Raw genomic sequence first — 21364 nt, forward strand, 5'->3', positions numbered from 1 at the left:
AGTCAGCGCGAAGCGGCCGAACCGCTGCGATTACCCAAGCACGCGAATAACGACGGTGGATGGCGGTTTATTCCCGGCTATCCGCTTGTTCCTGAATGTTTTCGGTCTTCTCCCTTGCCGCCCTGGTCAGCAGCCGCTGATAGAACAGCCCGATGCCGATCAGCACGGCGCCGAGACCGATGAAGGAGAGCGCGCGCAGCACGCCTTCCAGCTCCGACATGTCGAAGAGGAAGACCTTCACCACCGCGACCGCGATCAGCACCGCGGATGCGATGCGCAGGACCTGCGATTTCAGCCAGACGCCGGCGGTCAGAAGCGCCACGCCAATGATCAGCCAGAGCGCCGAATAGGTGTAGGTCTCAAGCTGGCCAAGCCCGCTCCACCAGGCGATGAACTCGCCTTTGAACAGGCGCCGCACCGAGAGCGTCGCATAGGCGAAGGCCAGCAGCGAGGCGATCAGCGCCAGCATCGCCGCATACCACCTGGGACGCTTGTCGCGGACATAGAGGGCCAGCGCGCCGGCGGCGATCGCCGGCAGCAGGTAGGCCAGGAGCAAAAGGTTGAAAACCGGGATCGTACCGGTCGACTCGTCCGTCAGCAGTGGGTTCAGCACGACGAAGTGCTGAACCGCGATCAAGCCGGCCGAGACAACGCCGGCGGCCATCGAGCCATAGCGCAGAACCGAGCTCGGCGAGCGCATGTCGATGGCGACCAGGATAGCGCCGGCGCCGAGCGCGATCAGCGTGTAGATCGCCTGTTCGGCAAGCGTCACGGTGCCGGCGTCGATGACGCCGCCATGCATGGCGTGGCGGACCAGCATGGCAATGGCGAGCAGCGCGAACAGCGCCGAGGCCGCCTCCATGGCAAGACGCGGCCGGCCGTTGGTGGTGCGGGCGAGCTGCCACGCGGCGAAGCCGAAGGCGAGCGCCGGCACGCCATAGCCCGGCAGCAGCCAGTTGAAGACCGGCGTCCTGGAAAGAAACGCCGCGCCGACGATGGTCGGATCGAAGGCGACGCGGCCAAGCACGGCGACAGCAGCGCCCACCGCGATCCAGCCCAGCACGGGGTAGGACCGCCAACGCGTCGCCAGCGCCGGCATAACAGCGGCGGCGCCGAGCAGCACGGTCGTCCAGCCCGAACCGAAGGCCATATGCAGCATCAGCAGGCCGGCGACGCCGGCGCCGGCAAGCGCGAATGAAACGGCCGGACCACCGGTCAGCGGCGGCGCCTCGGCGCGCGCGATCCATTCGCCGCCGGCGGCAAGGGCCAGCACCAGCAACAGCGCCGGCAGCGCATAGAAGAGGTCACGGTCGATGTCGCCGAAGGTCAGCCACAGCGCGAGCAGCACAACCAGCGGGGCGATGACACCCCAGGCCGCCCAGCAGGCCGCGCGCACCGGGGCGGTGACGACGAAGCGGCGTGCCGCCCAGAAGCCGGCGGCGAGGAAGACCAGGCCGAGCACGATGCCGACGCGGAATGTCAGCGCGTCGGACGAGGCCAAGGGCTGGGCATCCAGCCCGACGTCGAGCGCATTGGCGCCGACGGTGGCGGGCGGGATGATGCCGAGATAGATCAGTACGGTGGCAATGCCGGCGGCAAAGACGAGCGGCAGGGCACGCGGCCGGTAGAGCGCCACTGCGACCAGCGCGGCCAGCAGGACCGCGCCGTGCAAGGCATCGCCGGCGCTGGCAAAGGCCGGGTCGACGGACAGGCCGAGCGCGGTCAGGGCGATGAAGAAGCCGGGCACGATCGACGGCCAGTCGAAGCCGCGCTCCGCGCCGTCGCGGCCAATAGTCAAGAACGGGGCGAGCCAGACGAAGGCAAGCACGGCGAGCGTGGCGAGGCTGATGAACAGCACAGCGGCGAGGTTCATGTCCGGCGCGTCGGTCATGTAGAGAATGGTCCAGATGCCGGTCCCGGCGAAGGCGGCGGCCACCAGCGCCTTCCAGTCGCGGATGCGGGCGATTGCCGCTGTCGCCGCAAGCACGATCGCCAGATAGACGAACAGCGCCCAGGGATTGGGCGCCTGCGAGGAAACCAGCGCCGGCGTGACCATGGCGCCGACGAGGCCGATGCCGGCCAGCGCCAGGCCATGCACAAGCGAAGCGCCAATGGTCGCGACGCCGATGACGCCAAGCAGAGCGAAGGCGGTCGCCGGACCGATGAAGCCGTAGATGCCGTGGGCGGCGTAAACCGTGCCGAACAGGATGAAGGCGCCGGCGCCGGTCAGGATCGCCGGGATATAGGCGCCGGCGGCGCCCTGCACCGGCACCTTGAAGCCCGTGCGGCGGATGAACTCGGCGCCGCCAACCAGCACCAGCCCGAGGATGCCGGCCATCGTCAGGCGCACGCCGGGGCCGAAAATGCCGGCCTCGATGGTGTAGCGGATCAGGAAGACGCCGCCCAGCGCCAGCGCGATGCCGCCGACCCAGACCGCCCAGCGCGTACCCAGAGCCGTCTCGACATCGGTCTGGCGCGCGGCTTTGGCTGGTACCGCCGTTCCGGCGGGCGTAGCCGTGTCAGCGGGTTCGGCTTTTTCGGGTTCCTTCGCGCCGTCCCTGCCCGCCTCGCCTTTCCACGGCCCGGCCACGACCTCGGTATCAGCCGTATCGGTCTTCGCCGCGGCTGGCTCGGCGACAGCGGCGTCCTGGGCCGCAGGCTCAGCGACCAAAACCGCTGCCGGTGCTTCCTCACTTGGAGCGCTTTGAGCCGCCTTGGATGTGGGTAGCACAGCGCCGGAAAGCATCAGGCTGCGCAACGCGCCAAGCTCGCGTTCAATCAGGCTGATGCGGTTCTGCTGGCGTGAAACAATGACGAAAAGAGCGATGACGGCGGCAATGGCGATCAGGCTGAAAAACATGGCGGTTTCCCTCAAAACCAGACCAGTCGTGGCCAATAAATGCGGCAATGAGACGACTATCCAAATCAGCGCCTTGCCGACTGACAAGATCGAGCATGTTTCGTCGCCGATTGCCAGCAACTTGCCGGTTTATCCCATGCCGAGCCGCCGATGCTGGCGGCATTGCCGACGGGATTGCGCAACCCCACCGCGAAATACTCATGCTACTCTCCCATGATTGAGGAAATGCCGCGAGGTGACCGATGCCGCAGCGAAGTGCCGGCCTGCTGATCCACAGGCGCACCGCCGGTGCGTTCGAATTCCTGCTCGTGCATCCGGGCGGACCGTTCTGGGCGCGAAAGGATGAGGGTGCGTGGTCTATTCCGAAAGGACTCATCGACGACAACGAAGATGAGTTCGAAGCCGCCAGGCGCGAAGCCGAAGAGGAACTCGGCGTCGCCATCGACGGCGACTTCCAGCCGCTCGGCAGCTACAAGCAGCCGGGCGGGAAGATCGTCATCGCGTGGAGCGTCGAAGCGGACATCGACGCAAATGCCGTCAGGAGCAACATGTTCACCATGGAGTGGCCGCCGAAATCGGGAAACATGAAGGCATTTCCCGAAGTGGATCGAGCCGGCTGGTTTTCGCTTCCCGAAGCCGGCCTCAAGATCCTCAAAGGTCAGCGCGCCATGCTCGACGATTTCCTGGAGCGGCGCGGAGCGGATTAGGCGCGATTGCCTCTGTTATCCTGGCTCGCCCGCAACCGCCTTGACCACCGCATGATGCCGGCGCAGCGCGGCCAGGAAGCCGGCACGGGCGTCGGGCGGCTCCATGCCGCGCGGTTCGTAGACATGGCGGGTGAAGAAGAAGCCGCTGAGCCGGAAGGCGTCTTCCAGCGCTGCCGCGTCGGCGCGCAGGCCGGAGCCGCGCTGCAGGAAAGCCGGCAGCGCCAACATCTGGTCATGCCAGGGAGCGCCGGCACCACGCGACACCGCGCGGCCGGATTTCGGCGAGACATAGGCGAGATCCTGCCGCGTACCGGTCGCCGCGCATTGGCTGAGATCGAGGCCGAAGCCCAGTTCATCGAGGATGAGCAGCTCGAAGCGCGCCACCAGCTCGCCCGCCGCATCGGCATCGTCGAGATGGGAGATCATCACGGCAAGCGCCTCATAGAGCCCGCCATGGGCGTCACGTTCCGGCAGGAGCCTGAGATGCGCGGCCATGGTCTGCAGGCCGTAGACAGCGACCGCGCTGTCCATCAGCCGCGCGGCGTTCATCTCGATCGCCTCGGCCTGGAAGACGCCGAGATGCTCGTCGAGCCGCGCCCGCCACAGAAGGTCGACGCGGTTGCCGGCCTGCAGCACCGGCTGCTGCTTGCGCGAGCGCCCTCCCCGCACCAGACCGAGGTGGCGGCCATGGGCGCGCGTCATCACCTCGAGGATGGCGCTGGTTTCGCCATGCTTGCGAGTGCCGAGAACGATTCCCTCGTCGCGCCATTCCATAGGCTTGAGCTTTTCACCCGTTGCGCGGCGAAATCAAGATTTCGGCACGCCGGGGTCCAATTTGTACTGACATTCGCTGATACCCGCATCACGCCCATTTCCGATGGTCGGCGAGCACCTCCTCGATCGCATGGCGTTGCCTTTCGGCCTCGGCCTGGTTCGCGTCGTGTCCGGCGACGGTGATCAGCGCCTTCCACAGTGCCCAGCCGCGGCCGCGTGCCCAGGTGGCATCGTCGACGGCGATACGGCCGCGGAAAGCCTCGCGACTGTCGCCCTCGAAGAAGGTCCAGGCGATCGCCAGATCGCAGGACGGGTCGCCGACGCCCGACGTGCCGAAATCGATGACGGCGCTCAAGCACCCGTCCTCGACCAGCAGATTGCCCGAGGCGACGTCGCCGTGGAACCACACCGGCGTACCATGCCAGGTGGCGGCAAGGGCCGCCTCCCAGACGGCGGTGGCGGCTCGCGTGTCGATCCGGACTTCGAGCGCGTCGATGGCTTGTCGCGCCTCGCCGTCATAGACGCTCAATGGCCCGCCGCGATGAAAATTGTGCGGGCCGGGACCCGGCCCATCCGTTGGGTCGATACCCCTCAACGCGACGAGGAAATCGGCTAGCGCGATGGCAAACGCTCGACGATCCGTGATCTGCGCAGTCTTCGCCGTCTCGCCCTCGATCCAGCGATAGACCGACCAATGCCAGGGATAGAATTCCGCCGGCTTGCCCATCGCAAGCGGCGTCGGGATCGGCAGCGGCAAAAGCGGCGCGAGCTTCGGCAACCAGCGTTGCTCTTTTTCAACTTGCAACGAATAAGGCGCGGCGCTCGGCAGGCGCACCGCCATCGCGTCGCCGAGATGAAAGGTCCGGTTGTCCCAACCGCCGAAGGCGACCGGGTTCACCGGCAGATGCCGCCACTCAGGGAACTGCATGTCGACCAGCCGGCGCGCTAGACCGGCATCGATGGCGACTTCCGAGTTATGCATGTCGTTGTCCCAAAACCGCTTCGCACCTTTGGGCGACATGCATTAATGGGGAAACTCCAGCCCCATCTCGCGGTAGCGCTCGGGATCGTCGCCCCAGTTCTCACGCACCTTGACGAACAGGAAGAGGTGCACCTTCTGCTCGAGGATCTCGGCGATCTCGGTGCGCGCGGCCTGGCCGATGGCGCGGATCGTCTCGCCCTTGTGGCCAAGCACGATCTTCTTCTGGCTGTCGCGCTCGACATAGATGACCTGCTCGATGCGCACCGAGCCGTCCTTCTTCTCTTCCCATTTCTCGGTTTCGATATGCGAGGAATAGGGAAGCTCCTGATGCAGCCGCAGATAGAGCTTCTCGCGGGTGATCTCGGCCGCCAGCTGGCGCATCGGCAGGTCGGAGATCTGATCTTCCGGATAGTACCAAGGACCCGCCGGCAGCGTCTCGGCGAGATAATCGAGCAGATCCTTGCAGCCGGAACCGGTCAGCGCCGACACCATGAAGGTGCGCTTGAACGGCACGCGTTCGTTGGCGGTCGCTGCCAGCGCCAGCAGCGTCTCCGGCTTGACGCGGTCGACCTTGTTGAGAACGAGCAGCATCGGCTGCCGGACGTCCTTCAACCGGTCGAGGATGGCATCGGCATCGCCCTTGATGCCGCGCTCCGCATCGATCAAAAGCACGACGACATCGGCATCCTTGGCGCCGCCCCAGGCGGTTGTCACCATCGCGGTGTCCAGTCGCCGCTTCGGCTTGAAGATGCCGGGCGTGTCGACGAAGACGATCTGCGCGTTGTCATGCGTGGCGATGCCGCGGACGATGGCGCGCGTGGTCTGCACCTTATGCGTGACGATCGACACCTTGGCGCCGACCAGTTGGTTGACCAGCGTCGACTTGCCGGCATTGGGCGCGCCGATCAGCGCGACGAAGCCGGAGCGCGTCGCGGGGACTTCAGGGGTTTCAATTTCCGTCATGCCGCGCTCCATACGCCTTCGCGCAGCAAAAGAGTAGCCGCCGCGGCCTGCTCGGCTTCGCGCTTGGAGCGGCCGCTGCCGGTTGCCGGGGCAAATGAGCCGACCTTGACGCTGACGGTGAACAGCGGATCGTGATCCGGCCCCTCGCGGCCGTCGACGCTGTAAGCCGGCACGGCGCCGGCGGCGGCCTGGTGGGCCCATTCCTGCAATTCGGTCTTGGCGTCGCGGCGGGCAGCGCCGATCGCCTGCGAGCGCGGCTGCCAGTAGCGGTGGATGAAGGCGCGGGCAGTCTCAAGGCCACCATCCAAATAGAGCACGGCAATCAGCGATTCCAGCGCATCGGCGCGCAGATTGGTGCGCTTGCGCCCTTCGAGGTTGCGCACGTCGGAACCGGCGCGGACCAGGTCCGGCAGGCCGATCTCCTCGGCGATTTCGGACAGCGCCTCGGCATTGACCAGCGCGTTGAGACGCAGCGAAAGCTCGCCCTCGGCGGCATCGGGGAAGGTCGCGAGCAGCATGTCGGCGACGACGAGACCGAGAACGCGGTCGCCCAGGAATTCGAAACGCTCGTAATCGACACCGGCATGGGTCGAGCGCGCACTGGCATGCGTCAGCGCCCGCTGCAGGCGCTGGCGGTCGGCGAAGACATGGCCGGTGCGCGGGGCTAGCGCTTCGGCCAGGGCATCGGCGGTCAAACGCTTGCTGGCCGCCATCGCTCTAGTGGACGAAATGGAACAGGCGCCCGGCGCGCATCAGCGACGGCCACTTCCAGACCTCGAGCGGGCTCGCCTTGCCGGCGATCGAGAAGAAGATGAGGTTGGCGCGGCCGACCAGGTTTTCAGCCGGCACGAAACCGACGGTGAAGCGGCTGTCGGAAGAATTGTCGCGATTGTCGCCCATCATGAAGTAGTGGCCGGCCGGCACGGTCCACTCAGGGGTGTTGTCGCCGATCGAATTCGGCGTCAGGTCGAGCGTGTCGTAGCTGACACCGTTCGGCAGCGTCTCGCGATAGACGTCGACCGGCTGAGGCACTTCGGTGATGTCGGGGTTTTCGATCTGGCCGGTCTTCACCCGCGGCACGCCGACATCATTGATGAAAAGTTGGCCGTTCTTCACCTGGATCTTGTCGCCGGGCAGGCCGACGACGCGCTTGATGTAGTCGACCGACGGATCCGGCGGGAATTTGAACACCACCACGTCGCCGCGCTTGGGGTCCGAGCCCCAGATGCGGCCGGAGAAGAGGTCGGGGCCGAACGGCAGCGAATAGCGCGAATAGCCATAGGCCCATTTGGTGACGAAGAGATAGTCGCCTTCGAGCAGCGTCGGCCGCATCGAGCCGGACGGAATGGAGAAGGGCTGGAAGAGCAGCGTGCGGATGACGAGCGCGAGAAGCAGAGCCTGGATGATGACGGAAAAGGTCTCACCAAGCCCGCCGGATTTCTTCTGCGATTTTTCAGCCACGCTCATGTCGTCCTCGATTGTGCGATGTTGGTATAGAGTCTCGGCGCGCGCTGGGCAACGTCATGCCGTCGTGGTCAGATGGAATCAATGTGGCGCTTGTTCGGCGGGCACCGCCTCGATGATCACAAAGGCTTGAGCAAGCGGAAAATCGTCGGTGATGGTGAGATGGATCAGCGCGCGGTGGCCTTTCGGCAGGATCTTCTCCAGCCTGGCCGCGGCGCCGCCGGTCAGCGCCATGGTCGGCGCACCGCTGGCTAAGTTGACCACGCCCATGTCGCGCCAGAACACCCCCTCGGCCATGCCGGTGCCCAGCGCCTTGGCGCAAGCCTCCTTGGCGGCGAAGCGCTTGGCGTAGGAGGCCGCGCGGGCGGCACGCCTTTCCGACTTGGCCTGCTCGACCTCGGTGTAGATGCGCTGGACGAAGCGCTGGCCGTGCCGCTCCAGCGATTTCTCGATGCGTCTGATGTCGATGAGGTCGCTGCCGATGCCGATGATCATTGCGCCGGCATTTCCCGTCCGCCCTGCCGCACCTTCTTCTCGGCGCGCTCTGCCATGCGCTTCCTGCGCTGCTCGCGAAATACGGTCATGCCCCAGCGCGTGATACCATAGAACAGGAGGCCGAAGATCAGGCCAAGCAGCACCGCGCCGATCAGCATCGGCTCCAGGACGGGGTGCCATAGCTTGTCGAAGGAGAGCTTGTGCATCATTTCGCCGAGATGCTCGGGCGGCCCGTGCCTCGGCAGGTGCTCATGCAGGATGAGCTTGCCGATTTCCCAGGACGCGCCCCACAGCAGCGGGGAGGTCAGCGGATTGCCGAAAAACACCGCGCCAAGCGCCGCCGCGACCAGATTGCCGGCGATCACCCAGCAAAGCACCGCGGCAACCACGAAATGGACGCCAAGCGGGAAGAAGGAGGCAAAAACACCCGCGGCGACGCCGGCGGCGACCGAATGCGGCGTCGACTTCAGCCGCAGGATGCGCTTGGAGAAATATTGCACGGAACGTGAGAACGAGCGGCGCGGCCAAAGATAAGTACGCACCCGCTCCAGGAGGCCATCAGGCACTCGGCGTCGAAAAAGCACTCTGTTCCAGTTCCCGGTCCAACACGCGCTGCCCCTGCCCACCGGGTCGCGCCAACACATCTTGCGCTTCGATGGCGCAGTAAGGCAACAAGACTTTGATATAGAGACCGTCAGGCCGCGAAACAACGAAAACGCCGCCGCGATGGTCTGCCGCAGGCTGTTACAAGAGCCTCATTTCTGGCGAAACTGAGGAAAAGAACCGGGATGCAGTACCGATGACCACCATTCGACCGGCGCGGTCCGAGGACGCGGAGGCATTGCCGACCATCGAACAGTCGGCCGGACTGGCTTTCCGCGCCATTGCGGACCTGGCGTGGCTCGCCGACGGAGACAATGTCGCCGTCGGGCGACACCGTGCTCTGATTGCAGGAGGCGCATGCTGGATTGCCGCCGACGAGAAGGACCAGCCGGTCGGCTTCCTGAGCGCCGGGATCGAGGGCGGTGCGATGCATATCTGGGAGTTGGACGTGCACCTCGACCGGCAAGGCCAAGGCATCGGCCGCGCGCTGCTCGAGCGGGCGGTCGCGGACGCCCGGCGGCGTGGCCTGGCAGGGGTGACGCTGACGACGTTTCGCACCGTCCCCTGGAACGCGCCCTTCTATCGAAAGTTCGGATTTCGCATCCTGGAAGGCGCCGAGATCGACGAACGGTTGGCCAGCGTGCTCGGCGACGAGGCCGAGCACGGTATGCCTTCGGACCAGCGCTGCGCCATGCGGCTTGATCTCAGTCGAGCCGGTACTCACTGACCTCGACCAGATTACCGTCCGGATCGCGGAAATAGACCGACATCATCGGGCCGCGCGCGCCGGTGCGTTCGACCGGGCCGACTTCGATCGCCACGCTATTGGCCGTGAGACTGGCCTGGATTTCGGCAAGCGGCACCGCCGCCACGAGGCAGAAATCGCCGGAGCCCGGCGTCGGCGCCTTTGCCTTCGGCTCGAACGTGCGGCCGGTTTCATGCAGGTTGATCTTCTGCGATCCGAACAAAAGCGCCGTCGGCCGGTTCGGCTCGTCCAAGCGGCGCATGCCAAGCACGCGTCGATAGAAATCGCAGGTCGCCTCGATCGAGCGGACCGTCAGCACGAAATGGTCGATGCCGGCGATCATTCTGTTGAGACCCTCAGATATTGCGGCTTCCGGGCTTAACGGCCGGGATGGCGGCAAGTTCCGGCGGCAGGCGATCGGCGGGATAGGCCGGCACTTCATATTCGGCGAGCGCGATCAGCGGCACGCCTACATCGGTCTTACCGGCCGATCGGTCGATGATGCAGGCTGCCGCCACCACCTCGGCGCCGATCTCGCGCAGGCAGTCGATGGTCTCGCGGATCGACAGACCCGTGGTGACGATGTCCTCGACGATGACGACCCGCGAGCCCTCGGCGATCTCGAAGCGGCGCAGCCTGAACTCGCCCCCTTCCCGCTCGACCCAGATCGCCGGCGCGCCGAGATGGCGCGAGGTTTCGTAGGCCGGGATCAGGCCGCCGATGGCCGGGCCGACGACATAGTCGATCCTGCCGGGCACAGCCGTGCGGATCTTCTCGGCCAGCGCCTTGCACAGGCGCTCGGTCTTGTCGGCATGCATGAAGACGCGCGCCTTCTGCAGGAAGACGGGGCTGCGCAGGCCGGACGTCAGGATGAAATGCCCTTCCAGAACGGCGCCGGCCTCGCGGAAAATGCCCAGCACTTCATCGGTGTTCATTGTTCGCTCCATGCCCCCTTGGCGAGTGGTGAATGGTGAATGGTAGTGAGAGCGTCTTCTATTCACTATTCACTATTCACCCATTTACACGCCGCGCATCGCTGACGCTCGAATTGTCCTTGAGCTGCGACAAGAGCCGGTTGAGATGTTTCAGGTCCCAGACCTCGAGATCGATCAGCATCTCGGTGAAATCGGGCGCCGTGCGGATCATCGACAACGTATGGATGTTGGCGTCGTTGGACGCCACGACCTGGGCGATGTCGGCCAGCGAGCCCGGCGCGTTGATGGCGGTGACCGAGATGCGCGCCGGGAAACGCTCCTTGGTGCGTTCGTCGATGTCCCAGCGCACGTCGATCCAGCGCTCGGGCTGGTCGTCGAAGGCCTGCAGGGCCGGCGACTGGATCGGATAGATGGTGATGCCGGTTCCCGGCTGGATGATGCCGACGATGCGGTCGCCGGGCACCGCGCCTTCCGGTGCGAAGCGCACCGGCAGGTCGCCGCGCACGCCGCGGATCGGCACCGCGCCGTCGCGCGGCTGGTCCTTGTCCTTCTTCGCGGCGCGGCTGCCGGGCATCTGGAAAAGCATGCCGGCGGCGTTGCGGATCTTCGACCAGCCCTCCTCACGCTGCTTGGGCGCAGCGACCGTCACGCGCTCGTCCTTATAGTCGGGAAAGACCGCCTTCATGACATCGGTGGAGCTCAGCTCGCCGCGGCCGACAGAGGCGAGCACGTCCTCGATGTCCTTGCGCGCCAGCCGGTGCAGCACCGGCTTCAGGCTCTCCTTGGTGAAGGTCTTGCCGGCGCGCTCGAAAGCGCGCTCCAGAATGCGGGCGCCGAGGCCGGAATATTGCTTGCGGATCGCGTTCTTGGTGGCGCGGCGGATGGCGGCGCGCGCCTTGCCGGTGACGACGACCGATTCCCAGGCGGCGGGCGGCACCTGCGCCTTGGAGCGGATGATCTCGACCTCGTCGCCGTTCTTCAGTTCCGTCATCAGCGGCATGATGCGGCCATTGACCTTGGCGCCGACGCAGGTGTCGCCGACATCGGTGTGGACGGCATAGGCGAAGTCGATCGGGGTGGCGCCGCGCGGCAGCGCGATCAGCATGCCCTTGGGCGTGAAGCAGAACACCTGGTCCTGGAACAGCTCCAGCTTGGTGTTCTCGAGGAAATCCTCCGGATTGTCGCCTTCGGCCAGTTGCTCGATGGTGCGCCGCAGCCAGGCATAGGCGTTGGTCTCCTTGGAGATCGCGTGGCCGGCGCCATTCGTCTTGCCGCCGCTGTCCTTGTAGATCGAATGCGCGGCGACGCCGTATTCGGCTATCTTGTTCATCTCCCTGGTGCGGATCTGCAGTTCGACGCGCTGGCGCGACGGGCCGACGATGGTGGTGTGGATGGAGCGGTAGTCGTTCTGCTTCGGTGTCGAGATGTAGTCCTTGAAGCGGCCGGGTACCATCGACCAGGTGGTGTGGATGGCGCCGAGTGCGCGGTAGCAGTCGTCGACGCTATCGACGACGACACGGAAGCCGAAAATGTCGGAGAGCTGCTCGAAGGAAAGCGCCTTGGCCTCCATCTTGCGGAACACCGACCACGGCTTCTTCTGCCGGCTCTTCACGCTCGCCTTGATGGCGTGCTTCTCGAACAAGCCAGACAGCGCCGTCTCGATCTCCTGCAGGACGCCCTTGTTGCGCTCGAAAATCTCGGCAAGCCTTGCGGTAACGGCGCGATAGGCCTCCGGATTGATGTAGCGGAAGGCGATCTCCTCCAGCTCCTCGCGCATGCCCTGCATGCCCATGCGCCCGGCCAAAGGCGCATAGATGTCCATCGTCTCCTCGGCGATGCGCAGGCGCTTGGACTCGGGCATATGGTCGAGCGTGCGCATGTTGTGCAGGCGGTCGGCGAGCTTGACCAGAAGGACGCGAATATCCTCGGAGATCGCCAGCAGAAGCTTGCGCAGGTTCTCCGCCTGCTCCGCCTTCTTGGAGACGAGGTCGAGCTTCTTCAGCTTGGTCAGGCCCTCGACCAGCTTGCCCATTTCCGGGCCGAACAGCTCGTCGATCTCGGCCCTGGTCGCGGTCGTGTCCTCGATCGTGTCATGCAAGAGCGCGACCGCGATGGTCGCCTCGTCCATGTGCATGTCGGTGAGGATGGCGGCGACTTCGAGCGGATGCGAGAAATAGGGATCGCCCGAGGCGCGCTTCTGGTGGCCATGCTTCTGCATGGCATAGACATAGGCCTTGTTGAGCAGCGCCTCGTTGACGTCAGGCTTGTAGCGCTGGACGCGCTCGACAAGCTCATACTGACGCATCATGGGCGGAATCTCGCGGTGCTGAAATGATTGATGCGCCGCACCAAGGTGCGACGCATCCCATAGATAGCCACGAAACTTACGGGACGGAAGTGCCGGATGCTTGATCCAGGCAAGTTCCCGGAAGAGCTTTTCAGAATTCGCTCAGCCGAGTCGCATGGTGTGGTTTTCGAGAACCGGAGCGGAGCGGACATTCGGGTCCGTGAGCACCGGAAGCGCAGAAAACCGCGCCAGGCGGCCGGCTGAGTAGAATTATCAAAAGCTCTTAGTAGTCGTCGCTCTTTTCCGGGGGTACCAGACCTTCGATGCCGGCGAGCAGGTCTTCCTCGCTCATGCGGTCGAAGGCGATGTTCTCCTCGGCGTCGTCGGTGTCGGCCGCGACGGCAGCCGTACCGGTCTGGTCGGCGATCGCCTCGCCTTCGGCCTCCGGCTCGTCGACCTCGACATGCTTCTGCAGCGAGTGGATCAAATCTTCCTTGAGGTCGTCGGGAGACAGCGTCTCGTCGGCGATCTCGCGCAGCGCAATGACCGGATTCTTGTCATTGTCGCGCGGCACGGTGATCTGCGCGCCCTGGCTGATCTGGCGGGCGCGGTGGCCGGCGAGCAGCACGAGTTCAAAACGGTTGTCGACCTTGTCGATGCAATCTTCAACGGTTACGCGGGCCATGGACTGCCCCTTTCATGCGATGGATTTGATGGAAAGCTGGCGCGCTCCATAACGCGGGCGCGGCCGAAATACAAGCTTTATGGCTGCGGCGCCAGCTTTGCGGACCTTTGCCCGGCTCATCATCGCACCGCGCCATGACACAGCTCACATAGCCGCGATCACAATTGCTTGCAATGCGGGCTCGTGCCCTTGGATATCCATAAATTGCGCGTTATTTCGGATGTGACGGCACGAAGGCCCATTTGTCGGCCCATACGTCAAACGCTTTTAAACGACAGAAATTTTCGAAAGGAATGTTTTTCAATGTTCGATCCCCGTGAAAAGATCGCTCTTTTCATCGACGGCGCCAATCTCTATGCCACGTCGCGCGCGCTGGGCTTCGACATCGACTACCGCAAGCTTCTGTCGAGCTTCCAGAAGCGCGGCTATCTCTTGCGCGCCTATTATTACACCGCGCTGGTCGAGGATCAGGAATATTCCTCGATCCGGCCGCTGATCGACTGGCTCGACTACAATGGCTTCAAGGTGGTGACCAAGCCGGCCAAGGAGTTCACCGACTCGACCGGACGCCGCAAGATCAAGGGCAATATGGACATCGAGCTCACCGTCGATGCCCTCGAGCTCGCCGACGTCGTCGACCATTATGTGATCTTCTCCGGCGACGGCGACTTCCGCACGCTGGTCGAGGCGCTGCAGCGGCGCGGCCGCAAGGTGTCGATCATCTCGACCATGGCCTCGCAGCCGCCGATGATCTCCGACGATCTGCGCCGCCAGGCCGATCATTTCATCGACCTGATGACGCTGAAGAGCGAAGTCGGCCGCGACCCGTCGGAGCGGCCGGTGCGCCGGCCGGAACCCGCCGAAGTCGACGAGGACGATTATTGAGAAGCGGCGGCCTTGACCGCCGCGCCCTCCCCCGAACCCGGCCGCGACTGCCCGCTTTGCCCGCGGCTGCATGATTTCATCGCCGGCTGGCGCGAGCGTGAGCCAGGCTGGTTCAACGCTCCGGTGCCGACGTTCCTGCCGCCGGAGGGCGAGGCTTCGGTCAAGCTCCTGATCGTCGGCCTGGCGCCGGGGCTGCGAGGCGCCAACCGCACGGGACGCCCGTTCACCGGCGACTATGCCGGCGACCTGCTCTACGGCACGATGATCGCGCATGGCCTGGCGCGCGGCGAGTTCAAGGCGAGACCCGACGACGGGCTCGAGCTGGTCGGCACGGCCATCACCAACGCGGTGCGCTGTGTGCCGCCGGAGAACAAACCGGTGGGCGCCGAGATCGCCACCTGCCGGACGTTTCTGAAACCAACCATCGCGCGCTTTCCCAATTTGCGCGCCATCCTGACGCTGGGTTCGATCGCGCACCAGTCGACGGTGCGGGCGCTGGGCGAGCGCGTCGCGGCCATTCCGTTCCGTCATGGCGGACGGCAGGAGGCCGGCGGCATCGCGCTGTTTTCCAGCTATCACTGCTCGCGCTACAACACCAATACGGGCGTGCTGACGGAAGAAATGTTCGTCAGCGTGTTCAAGGAGATTGCGGCGTTCCTGAAGAGCTAGATTCAAGCGCCTTGCGGTGATCACCTAGCTCACACCGGCAGCAGCGCATCCGGCTTCACGTCGCCGATCGAGGCGTAGGTGTGCGTCTCCTTCACTCCGGGCAGCGGCAGGATGACCCGGGTCAAGAAATCCTGATAGGCGGCCATTTCCGAAATGCGCGCCTTTACCAGATAGTCGAAGCCGCCGACGACCATATGGCATTCCAGCACCTCGGGCGCCTTGGTCACCGCTTCGGCGAAGCGCTCGAAAATATGCGGCGCCGTATGGTCGAGACGCACCTCGATGAAGACGAGCGTGCCGCGCCCGATCTTTGCCGGATCGAGCACGGCCCTGACCGCGGTGATGTAGCCTTCGCGGAACAGCCGCTTCACCCGCTGGCTCGTGCCGGTCGGCGACAGGCCGACACGCGCCGCCAGATCGAGCGTGGTGCGACGCCCATCCTCCTGCAGCAGCCGAAGAAGACTGCGGTCGACGCTGTCGAGATCGGTCACTTCAGTGTTCACGCAAAATCTTCCTTTTATGTGCGAGTCTCACTCTAATTTCAGCAAAAGATCGTATTTCGTCACAGAACTTTCAGCAATAGCCTGCGCTTGTCATCGTATCGGCGGAGACGATCTTCGGCGACGATGTCATGACGGCGGCGGAACATGACGGACACACGAGACTCAGGAAACTCCAGGCTGGCAATCATCGCGGGCCTGATCATGATCGGCATCTACGCCGTGCAATTCGTCGCCGCGCGCTTCAGCCTCAGGGAGCATCTGACGGCGACGGATCTGGCCGCGTTGCGTTTTGGCGGCGCCGGGGCGGTCTTTCTGCCGATCGTCTTGTCAAGAAGCTTCGCGAGCCTGAAGGCCCTGGGCTGGCGGCGGGCATTGGCTTTGGCGGCGCTGGCGGGATTGCCTTATCCGCTGGTCATCAACTGGGGCCTGACCTATGCGCCTGCCGCTCATGCGGCGGCGCTCTGTCCAGCGTCGATCGTCTTCTTTTCGTTCCTGCTGTCACGCATCGTCTTCCTTGACGGCGCTTCGCAGCAACGGACCATCGGTGTCCTGGCGATCATCGCCGGCCTCTCGCTGTTCATCGCGCCGGCGCGCGACGGCACTGGCGGCGTCCTCCTCGGCGATATGCTTTTCATCGGATCCGGTCTGATGTTTTCGGCCTATGCCGTTCTTGTCAGGCGCTGGCGTGCCGATCCCGTCACCGCGACGACCGCGGTGGTGCTTCTGTCGTGCCTGCCGCTGCCGGTTCTCTATCTCGTCGCGCCAAGCCATATCCATGCCGCGACGGCCACGGAGATCGTCAGCCAGATCGTGATCCAGGGAATTCTGTCCGGCGCAGCGGCCATGTTCCTTTATACTTATATCGTCCGGCAATTGGGGCCGCAGACGGCATCGCTGTTCCTGCCCGGCATCCCCATCGCCACGGTGATTGTCGGCATGGCGGTGCTCGGCGAAACGCCGATGCCGATCCAATTCGCGGCCATCGCGATCATGGCCGCCGGAATGGGCCTGTCGGCAATCGCAGGACGTAGTGCGGGCGAACGCCTGAACGCGTCGGCGCCCGGCGGCTCGTGAGCCTTTCAGCGTTGCGGCGAACGCTTCGAAAATCGAGCAATTCAAGGCGTTGGCGCGAACAACTCGGCCAGCGTCTCGCGGTCGCCCTTCAGCACGCTGAGGTCGACATCGCCCTTGATGCCGTCGACGCGGCCCATGTTGTGATACTGCCAGTAGATCCAGCCATTCCCGCTCGGCCTGATCGCCAATGAGCGCAGCCAGCGCTGGCGCGCGATGATCTCGCCGGAATAGGCGTCGGCCGCCTCGTCGGTCAGATAGAAAATCGCCTGCTTGCCGAACGCGGTCTCGACCGGACCGAGGAAAGCCGCCAGCTCGGCGTTCAGCTGCTGCGACGACGGACGCTGCGGGCAATTACCGCCGAATTCGATGTCGACCACCGGCGGCAAGAGCGGTTCGCCGCGCGGCACGACCGCAATGAAGTTCTTCGCCTGGTCGGCGCCAGGGCGGCAGAAGGTGAAGAAGTGGTAGGCGCCGACCGCCAGGCCGGCCGCGCGCGCTTCGCGCAGGTTGGTGGCGAACTCAGTGTCGACATGGGTGCCGCCTTCGGTCGCCTTGATGATGGCGAAGGCGACGTCATCGGCAGCGACGCGCGGCCAGTCGATCTTTCCCTGATGGTGCGAGACGTCGATACCCCTGATCGGGAACTCGGCGCGGTCGGGTGAAAAGCCGCGGAACCAGAAATAGGCGCCCGCCGCGACGGCACAGGCGACGACCACGCCGGCAAGGCCCCAGAAAACAATCCGCTTCCCCAAGACCGTCCCCCGTCGGAAGGTGAGATTGCGCCGGACCAGAGAACCGGCAGGTGGCTTTTTTCAGGCGGCCCGTTTCTGCCGACGAACCAAAACTCTTTTGTTTTGACGCAATTCCGAACGGGAAAACCGCTACGCACTTTTCCTGGAATTGCCTTAGCCGCGCTCTTTCAGCAGCCGGCCCTTCTCGCGCGACCAGTCGCGCTGCTTTTCGGTCTCGCGCTTGTCGTGCAGCTTCTTGCCGCGGGCAACTGCGAGCAGCAGCTTGGCGCGGCCGCGGTCGTTGAAATAGATTTTGAGCGGCACCAGCGTCATGCCCTCGCGCTCGACGCTTTGCGAGAGCTTGGCCATCTCGCGCTTGGAGACCAGCAATTTGCGGCGCCGGCGCGGCTCGTGGTTGAAGCGGTTGGCCTGCAGATATTCCGGCAGATAGGAATTGATCAGCCAGATCTCGCCGCCTTCGGCAGAGGCGTAAGATTCCTGGATGTTGGCCTGGCCCTGGCGCAGCGACTTGACCTCAGTGCCGGTCAGCACCAAGCCGGTCTCGATCGTGTCGAGCACCTCGTAGGAAAAGCGCGCCTTGCGGTTTTCAGCAACGGTCTTGTTGTTGGGGTCGGCTTTCTTGACTTGATTCATAATGCGGAGAGGTGGAGCCTCATTCCTAATTTATCAAGCCGGCATGCTTCATCGCGGCGTCGATCTTCTCGGCGGTCGAGGCCTCGATCGTCACCAGCGGCGAGCGCACGACATTCTCGACCTTGCCGAGCTTCGACAGCGCGTATTTGGCGCCGCACAGGCCAGGTTCCACGAAGATCGCCTTGTGCAGCGGCAGGAGACGGTCCTGCAGCTCGAGCGCCTTGGCGCTGTCGCCGGAAAGTGTCGCCTCCTGGAATTCGGCGCAGAGCCGCGGCGCGACATTCGATGTCACCGAGATGCAGCCGACGCCGCCATGAGCGTTGAAACCGAGCGCGGAGGCGTCCTCGCCGGATAGCTGGATGAAATCCTTGCCGCAGGTCATGCGCTGCTCGGACACGCGTTCGACCTTGCCGGTGGCATCCTTGACGCCGACGATATTCTTGAAGTCGTGCGCCAGGCGGCCCATCGTCTCGGGCGTCATGTCGATCACCGAGCGCGGCGGGATGTTGTAGATGATGATCGGCAGCTTGCTCGCGCGGGCAACGGCGGCGAAGTGCTCGTAAAGGCCGCGCTGCGTGGGCTTGTTGTAATAAGGCGTGACGACAAGGGCGGCATCGGCGCCGGCCTGTTCGGCATACTTCACCAAGCCGACCGCTTCCTCCGTGTTGTTGGAGCCTGCGCCGGCCACGACCGGCACCCTGCCCTTGGCCACCTCGATGGCGACCTTCACGACATGGCGATGCTCCTCATGCGAGAGCGTCGGCGACTCGCCGGTGGTGCCGACCGGGACGAGGCCCTTGGTGCCCTCGGCTATCTGCCATTCGACGAAAGCGCGAAAGGCTTTCTCGTCGAAGCGCCCGCTCTTTTCGAACGGTGTCACGAGCGCGGTGAGCGAGCCTCTCAGCATATCGTCCAAACTCCTTGGAACTTTGTTCGTTTATGCATGTCGTCACCCCAAAACCGGTTCCCACTTTTGGGCGACATGCATCGGTGTTTCATTGGTCGGTTTATTTGCGCGCCTTCTAACCGAAAGCGAAGCCGCGCACCATAGTCTCGACATGGTTCAGCGGCAAGGATCGCAATAGAGCCAGCAAGCGCAATTCGAACGGCCTCGATAACCTTTTGTTTACGGGCCCTTCACCACCTAAGTTTAGAGTCTGTTTAGGCTTTGAGGCCCCGTACTCGCTGACGATGTGCTAGGATAGAGCAATGCCGACAAGGCGGCCCCATCTTTTCGCGCTTTTGGGCGCGATCGCCGCGCTGACGCCTGGCATGGCGGTCGGCGGCAGCGTCGATGCGCGCGTCACGGCCTCCATTCCCATGCCCGACGCGCCGCAGGCGCCGGGCCAAACGTCGGTCGCCCCGGACATCGCGCAACTGAAGAGCGGGCTCGACGCGCTAGCCGCCAACAATATCGCCGGCGCGCGCAATGCGCGCGATACGCTGCCCGCCATCTCGCTCGACCGGCACATCCTTGGCTGGGCGATCGCGCTTTACGGTGGCGACCAGGTGCCGAGCGGCGAGATCGCCGACGCGGCCAAGATGCTGCCCGGGTGGCCGGGCACGATCGCGCTGCGCAAGAACAGCGAGCGCGCGCTCTATCGCGAAAACCCGCCGCCGCAGGTGGTGGTGCAGGCCTTCGGCCGCAGCCAGCCGCTGACGCCGGAGGGCGTGATCATCCTTGCCCGCTCGCAAGTGGCGCTGGGCAACCAGGCCGCGGCGCGCGCGGTGCTGGTGCCGTTCTGGCGCAGCGAGAAGCTGGAAGCCAGGGACGAGGCGACCGTCATCAAGGAATTCGGGACGCTGATCCCGGCGGCCGACCATCGCTACCGCATGGAGCGGATGTTTTATGCCGACCGGCCGGCCTCGGCGCTGCGCGTCGCCGGCCTCGCCGGCGCGCAGCCGCTGGCGGACGCCTGGGCGGCGGCAGACAAGGGCGACAAGAACACCGCCAAGCTGTTGAAGGCGGTGCCGGCGACGCAGCGCTCGGCCGGCTATTTCTTCGCCGAGGCGGAATATCTGCGCAAGCAGCAGAAATTCGCCGATGCCGCTGCCGTCGTGATGAAGGCACCGGCCGACCGCGATTCGCTGGTCGACCCCGATGCCTGGTGGGTCGAGCGCCGCGTGCTGTCGCGCGAGCTGGTCGACCAGGGCGACATGAAGACCGCCTACAAAATCGTCTCCATGCATGCCGCCGAGAGCCCGCTCAACGCCGCCGAAGCCGAATTCCATGCCGGCTGGTATGCATTGCGCGGCCTCAACGACCCGGCGACCGCGGCCAGCCACTTCACGCGTATTACCGAGTTCGCCCAGGGACCGGTGTCGCTGTCGCGCGCCTATTACTGGCTCGGCCGCGCGGCGGAGGTCGGCGGCCCCGGCAGCGCCAAGGATTATTTCACGCGCGCGGCCGGCTACGGCACGACCTTCTACGGCCAGCTCGCCGGCGAGCGCGTGGGCTTGAGAACCCTCAACATCGCCTATCCAAAACCGAGCGCGGCCGACCGCCAGAGTTTTGACGGCCGCGAGGCGGTGAGCGCGATCATGCGGCTGCAGGAAGCGGGTTACGACCGCTATGCCGAGACACTCTACCGCGACCTTGCCGGGCAATTGACCAGCCCGGGCGAGCTGGCGCTGCTTGCGGTGCTCGCCGAAAAGCAGGGCAACCATTTCATGGCGCTCAAGGTCGGCAAGATCGCCGCCCAGCGCGGCATCGATGTCGGCGCGCTGTCGCATCCGCTGGGCGTCATTCCCGATTCGGCCAACATTTCCGGGTCCGGCAAGGCGCTCGCCTATGCCATTGCCCGCCAGGAAAGCGAATTCAACATCGGCGCCGTTTCCAGCGCCGGCGCGCGCGGCCTGCTGCAGTTGATGCCGGGCACGGCCAAACAATTGGCGAAGAAGGCCGGCATGAGCTTCTCGCAGGCGCGGCTGACGAGCGATGCCGGCTACAACGCAACGCTGGGCTCGGCCTTTCTCGGCGAGCAGCTCGACCGCTTCGGCGGCTCCTATGTGCTGACCTTCGCCGGCTACAATGCCGGCCCCAACCGCGCCGCCCAGTGGCTGGCCAAATACGGCGACCCGCGCGGCAAGCAGGTCGACGAGGTCGTCGACTGGATCGAACGGATCCCCTACACGGAAACAAGAAGTTACGTTCAGCGCGTGATGGAGAATTACGAGGTCTACAAGATGCGTATTTCAGGCAAATACGACATCGTGGGGGATCTCGTGAACGGACGCAGCTGAGGGCGCTCTTTCCTTCTCCCCTTGTGGGAGAAGGTGGATCGGCGCGACAGCGCCGAGACGGATGAGGGGTGTTCCAGCGGAGTGAGACGTCGGCGTTCCCTGGAA

At 64.8% G+C, this 21364-nt stretch carries 22 protein-coding genes; 6 read left to right on the plus strand and 16 right to left on the minus strand.

The annotated features are described in order from the left end of the window. Positions 1 to 67: 67 nt before the first annotated feature. Positions 68 to 2860, minus strand: coding sequence for a DUF2339 domain-containing protein (locus tag KVT37_RS19280; protein WP_217575953.1), 2793 nt, complete (start codon positions 2858 to 2860; stop codon positions 68 to 70). A 242-nt stretch (positions 2861 to 3102) separates the two neighbouring features. Here KVT37_RS19280 and KVT37_RS19285 point away from each other — a divergent pair, with 242 nt between their 5' ends. Next, the gene (locus KVT37_RS19285) at positions 3103 to 3567 is read left to right on the plus strand and encodes an NUDIX domain-containing protein (protein WP_217575954.1); all 465 of its coding nucleotides are present in this window, start codon (positions 3103 to 3105) and stop codon (positions 3565 to 3567) included. A 15-nt stretch (positions 3568 to 3582) separates the two neighbouring features. On the opposite strand, the gene recO is transcribed toward KVT37_RS19285, so the two are convergent. The 7 genes from recO to KVT37_RS19320 all read right to left on the minus strand — a co-directional run bounded on the left by recO (position 3583) and on the right by KVT37_RS19320 (position 8829). Next, positions 3583 to 4341, minus strand: a complete 759-nt coding sequence (gene recO, locus KVT37_RS19290) for a DNA repair protein RecO (protein ID WP_217575956.1) — start codon at positions 4339 to 4341, stop codon at positions 3583 to 3585. A gap of 88 nt (positions 4342 to 4429) precedes the next feature. Then, positions 4430 to 5323, minus strand: coding sequence for an aminoglycoside phosphotransferase family protein (locus tag KVT37_RS19295; RefSeq protein WP_217575958.1), 894 nt, complete (start codon positions 5321 to 5323; stop codon positions 4430 to 4432). Positions 5324 to 5365: 42 nt separating this feature from the next. Further along, complete coding sequence (gene era / locus KVT37_RS19300; protein ID WP_217575961.1) at positions 5366 to 6298, minus strand: GTPase Era; 933 nt, start codon at positions 6296 to 6298, stop codon at positions 5366 to 5368. Then, the gene (gene rnc / locus KVT37_RS19305; protein WP_217575963.1) at positions 6283 to 6999 is read right to left on the minus strand and encodes a ribonuclease III; all 717 of its coding nucleotides are present in this window, start codon (positions 6997 to 6999) and stop codon (positions 6283 to 6285) included. Before rnc ends, era begins: the two co-directional genes overlap by 16 nt. A gap of 4 nt (positions 7000 to 7003) precedes the next feature. After that, positions 7004 to 7753, minus strand: coding sequence for a signal peptidase I (gene lepB, locus KVT37_RS19310; protein WP_217575965.1), 750 nt, complete (start codon positions 7751 to 7753; stop codon positions 7004 to 7006). Positions 7754 to 7831: 78 nt separating this feature from the next. Further along, positions 7832 to 8245, minus strand: a complete 414-nt coding sequence (acpS, locus tag KVT37_RS19315) for a holo-ACP synthase (RefSeq protein ID WP_217575967.1) — start codon at positions 8243 to 8245, stop codon at positions 7832 to 7834. Beyond that, positions 8242 to 8829 carry a DUF2062 domain-containing protein gene (locus tag KVT37_RS19320; protein WP_217575969.1) on the minus strand — a complete coding sequence of 196 codons (588 nt, stop codon included), beginning with the start codon at positions 8827 to 8829 and terminating at the stop codon, positions 8242 to 8244. Before KVT37_RS19320 ends, acpS begins: the two co-directional genes overlap by 4 nt. A gap of 215 nt (positions 8830 to 9044) precedes the next feature. Here KVT37_RS19320 and KVT37_RS19325 point away from each other — a divergent pair, with 215 nt between their 5' ends. Then, positions 9045 to 9575 (plus strand): GNAT family N-acetyltransferase, encoded by a 531-nt coding sequence (locus KVT37_RS19325; protein ID WP_217575971.1) that lies wholly within the window; start codon positions 9045 to 9047, stop codon positions 9573 to 9575. On the opposite strand, the gene KVT37_RS19330 is transcribed toward KVT37_RS19325, so the two are convergent. The 4 genes from KVT37_RS19330 to rpoZ form a co-directional block, all read right to left on the minus strand. Further along, entirely contained in the window at positions 9553 to 9936 is a 384-nt protein-coding gene (locus tag KVT37_RS19330) for a VOC family protein (RefSeq protein ID WP_217575973.1), read from the minus strand. The two genes, KVT37_RS19325 and KVT37_RS19330, sit on opposite strands and share 23 nt — an antisense overlap. A 13-nt stretch (positions 9937 to 9949) precedes the next feature. Further along, the gene (gene pyrE / locus KVT37_RS19335) at positions 9950 to 10528 is read right to left on the minus strand and encodes an orotate phosphoribosyltransferase (protein ID WP_217575975.1); all 579 of its coding nucleotides are present in this window, start codon (positions 10526 to 10528) and stop codon (positions 9950 to 9952) included. Positions 10529 to 10604: 76 nt separating this feature from the next. Beyond that, positions 10605 to 12836: a bifunctional (p)ppGpp synthetase/guanosine-3',5'-bis(diphosphate) 3'-pyrophosphohydrolase gene (locus KVT37_RS19340; RefSeq protein WP_217575977.1), complete on the minus strand. Its 2232-nt coding sequence runs from the start codon at positions 12834 to 12836 to the stop codon at positions 10605 to 10607. Positions 12837 to 13098: 262 nt separating this feature from the next. Then, positions 13099 to 13500 carry a DNA-directed RNA polymerase subunit omega gene (gene rpoZ / locus KVT37_RS19345; RefSeq protein ID WP_127228529.1) on the minus strand — a complete coding sequence of 134 codons (402 nt, stop codon included), beginning with the start codon at positions 13498 to 13500 and terminating at the stop codon, positions 13099 to 13101. A gap of 303 nt (positions 13501 to 13803) precedes the next feature. Between rpoZ and KVT37_RS19350 the strand changes: the two genes are divergently transcribed. Both KVT37_RS19350 and KVT37_RS19355 read left to right on the plus strand, forming a co-directional pair. After that, entirely contained in the window at positions 13804 to 14385 is a 582-nt protein-coding gene (locus KVT37_RS19350) for an NYN domain-containing protein (RefSeq protein WP_040984251.1), read from the plus strand. Positions 14386 to 14397: 12 nt separating this feature from the next. Continuing rightward, complete coding sequence (locus tag KVT37_RS19355) at positions 14398 to 15054, plus strand: uracil-DNA glycosylase (protein WP_217575979.1); 657 nt, start codon at positions 14398 to 14400, stop codon at positions 15052 to 15054. Between the two features lie 29 nt (positions 15055 to 15083). On the opposite strand, the gene KVT37_RS19360 is transcribed toward KVT37_RS19355, so the two are convergent. Beyond that, positions 15084 to 15557 carry an Lrp/AsnC ligand binding domain-containing protein gene (locus KVT37_RS19360; RefSeq protein WP_308642662.1) on the minus strand — a complete coding sequence of 158 codons (474 nt, stop codon included), beginning with the start codon at positions 15555 to 15557 and terminating at the stop codon, positions 15084 to 15086. Between the two features lie 144 nt (positions 15558 to 15701). Here KVT37_RS19360 and KVT37_RS19365 point away from each other — a divergent pair, with 144 nt between their 5' ends. Beyond that, positions 15702 to 16631 carry a DMT family transporter gene (locus tag KVT37_RS19365; protein ID WP_217575981.1) on the plus strand — a complete coding sequence of 310 codons (930 nt, stop codon included), beginning with the start codon at positions 15702 to 15704 and terminating at the stop codon, positions 16629 to 16631. Positions 16632 to 16672: 41 nt separating this feature from the next. Here KVT37_RS19365 and KVT37_RS19370 read toward each other — a convergent pair whose 3' ends face one another. From KVT37_RS19370 to dapA, 3 genes are all read right to left on the minus strand, one after another. Next, positions 16673 to 17383, minus strand: coding sequence for a GH25 family lysozyme (locus KVT37_RS19370; RefSeq protein ID WP_217575983.1), 711 nt, complete (start codon positions 17381 to 17383; stop codon positions 16673 to 16675). A gap of 153 nt (positions 17384 to 17536) precedes the next feature. Beyond that, on the minus strand, positions 17537 to 18016 hold the full coding sequence (gene smpB, locus KVT37_RS19375) for an SsrA-binding protein SmpB (protein ID WP_112095724.1): 480 nt from the start codon (positions 18014 to 18016) through the stop codon (positions 17537 to 17539). Positions 18017 to 18041: 25 nt separating this feature from the next. Beyond that, positions 18042 to 18923 (minus strand): 4-hydroxy-tetrahydrodipicolinate synthase, encoded by an 882-nt coding sequence (dapA, locus tag KVT37_RS19380; RefSeq protein WP_217575985.1) that lies wholly within the window; start codon positions 18921 to 18923, stop codon positions 18042 to 18044. Between the two features lie 302 nt (positions 18924 to 19225). Between dapA and KVT37_RS19385 the strand changes: the two genes are divergently transcribed. Next, entirely contained in the window at positions 19226 to 21259 is a 2034-nt protein-coding gene (locus KVT37_RS19385) for a lytic transglycosylase domain-containing protein (protein WP_217575986.1), read from the plus strand. Positions 21260 to 21364: the final 105 nt, after the last annotated feature.

Origin of the sequence: Mesorhizobium sp. GbtcB19 (genome assembly GCF_019091085.1) — a bacterium.
Taxonomy (GTDB): Bacteria; Pseudomonadota; Alphaproteobacteria; order Rhizobiales; family Rhizobiaceae; genus Mesorhizobium.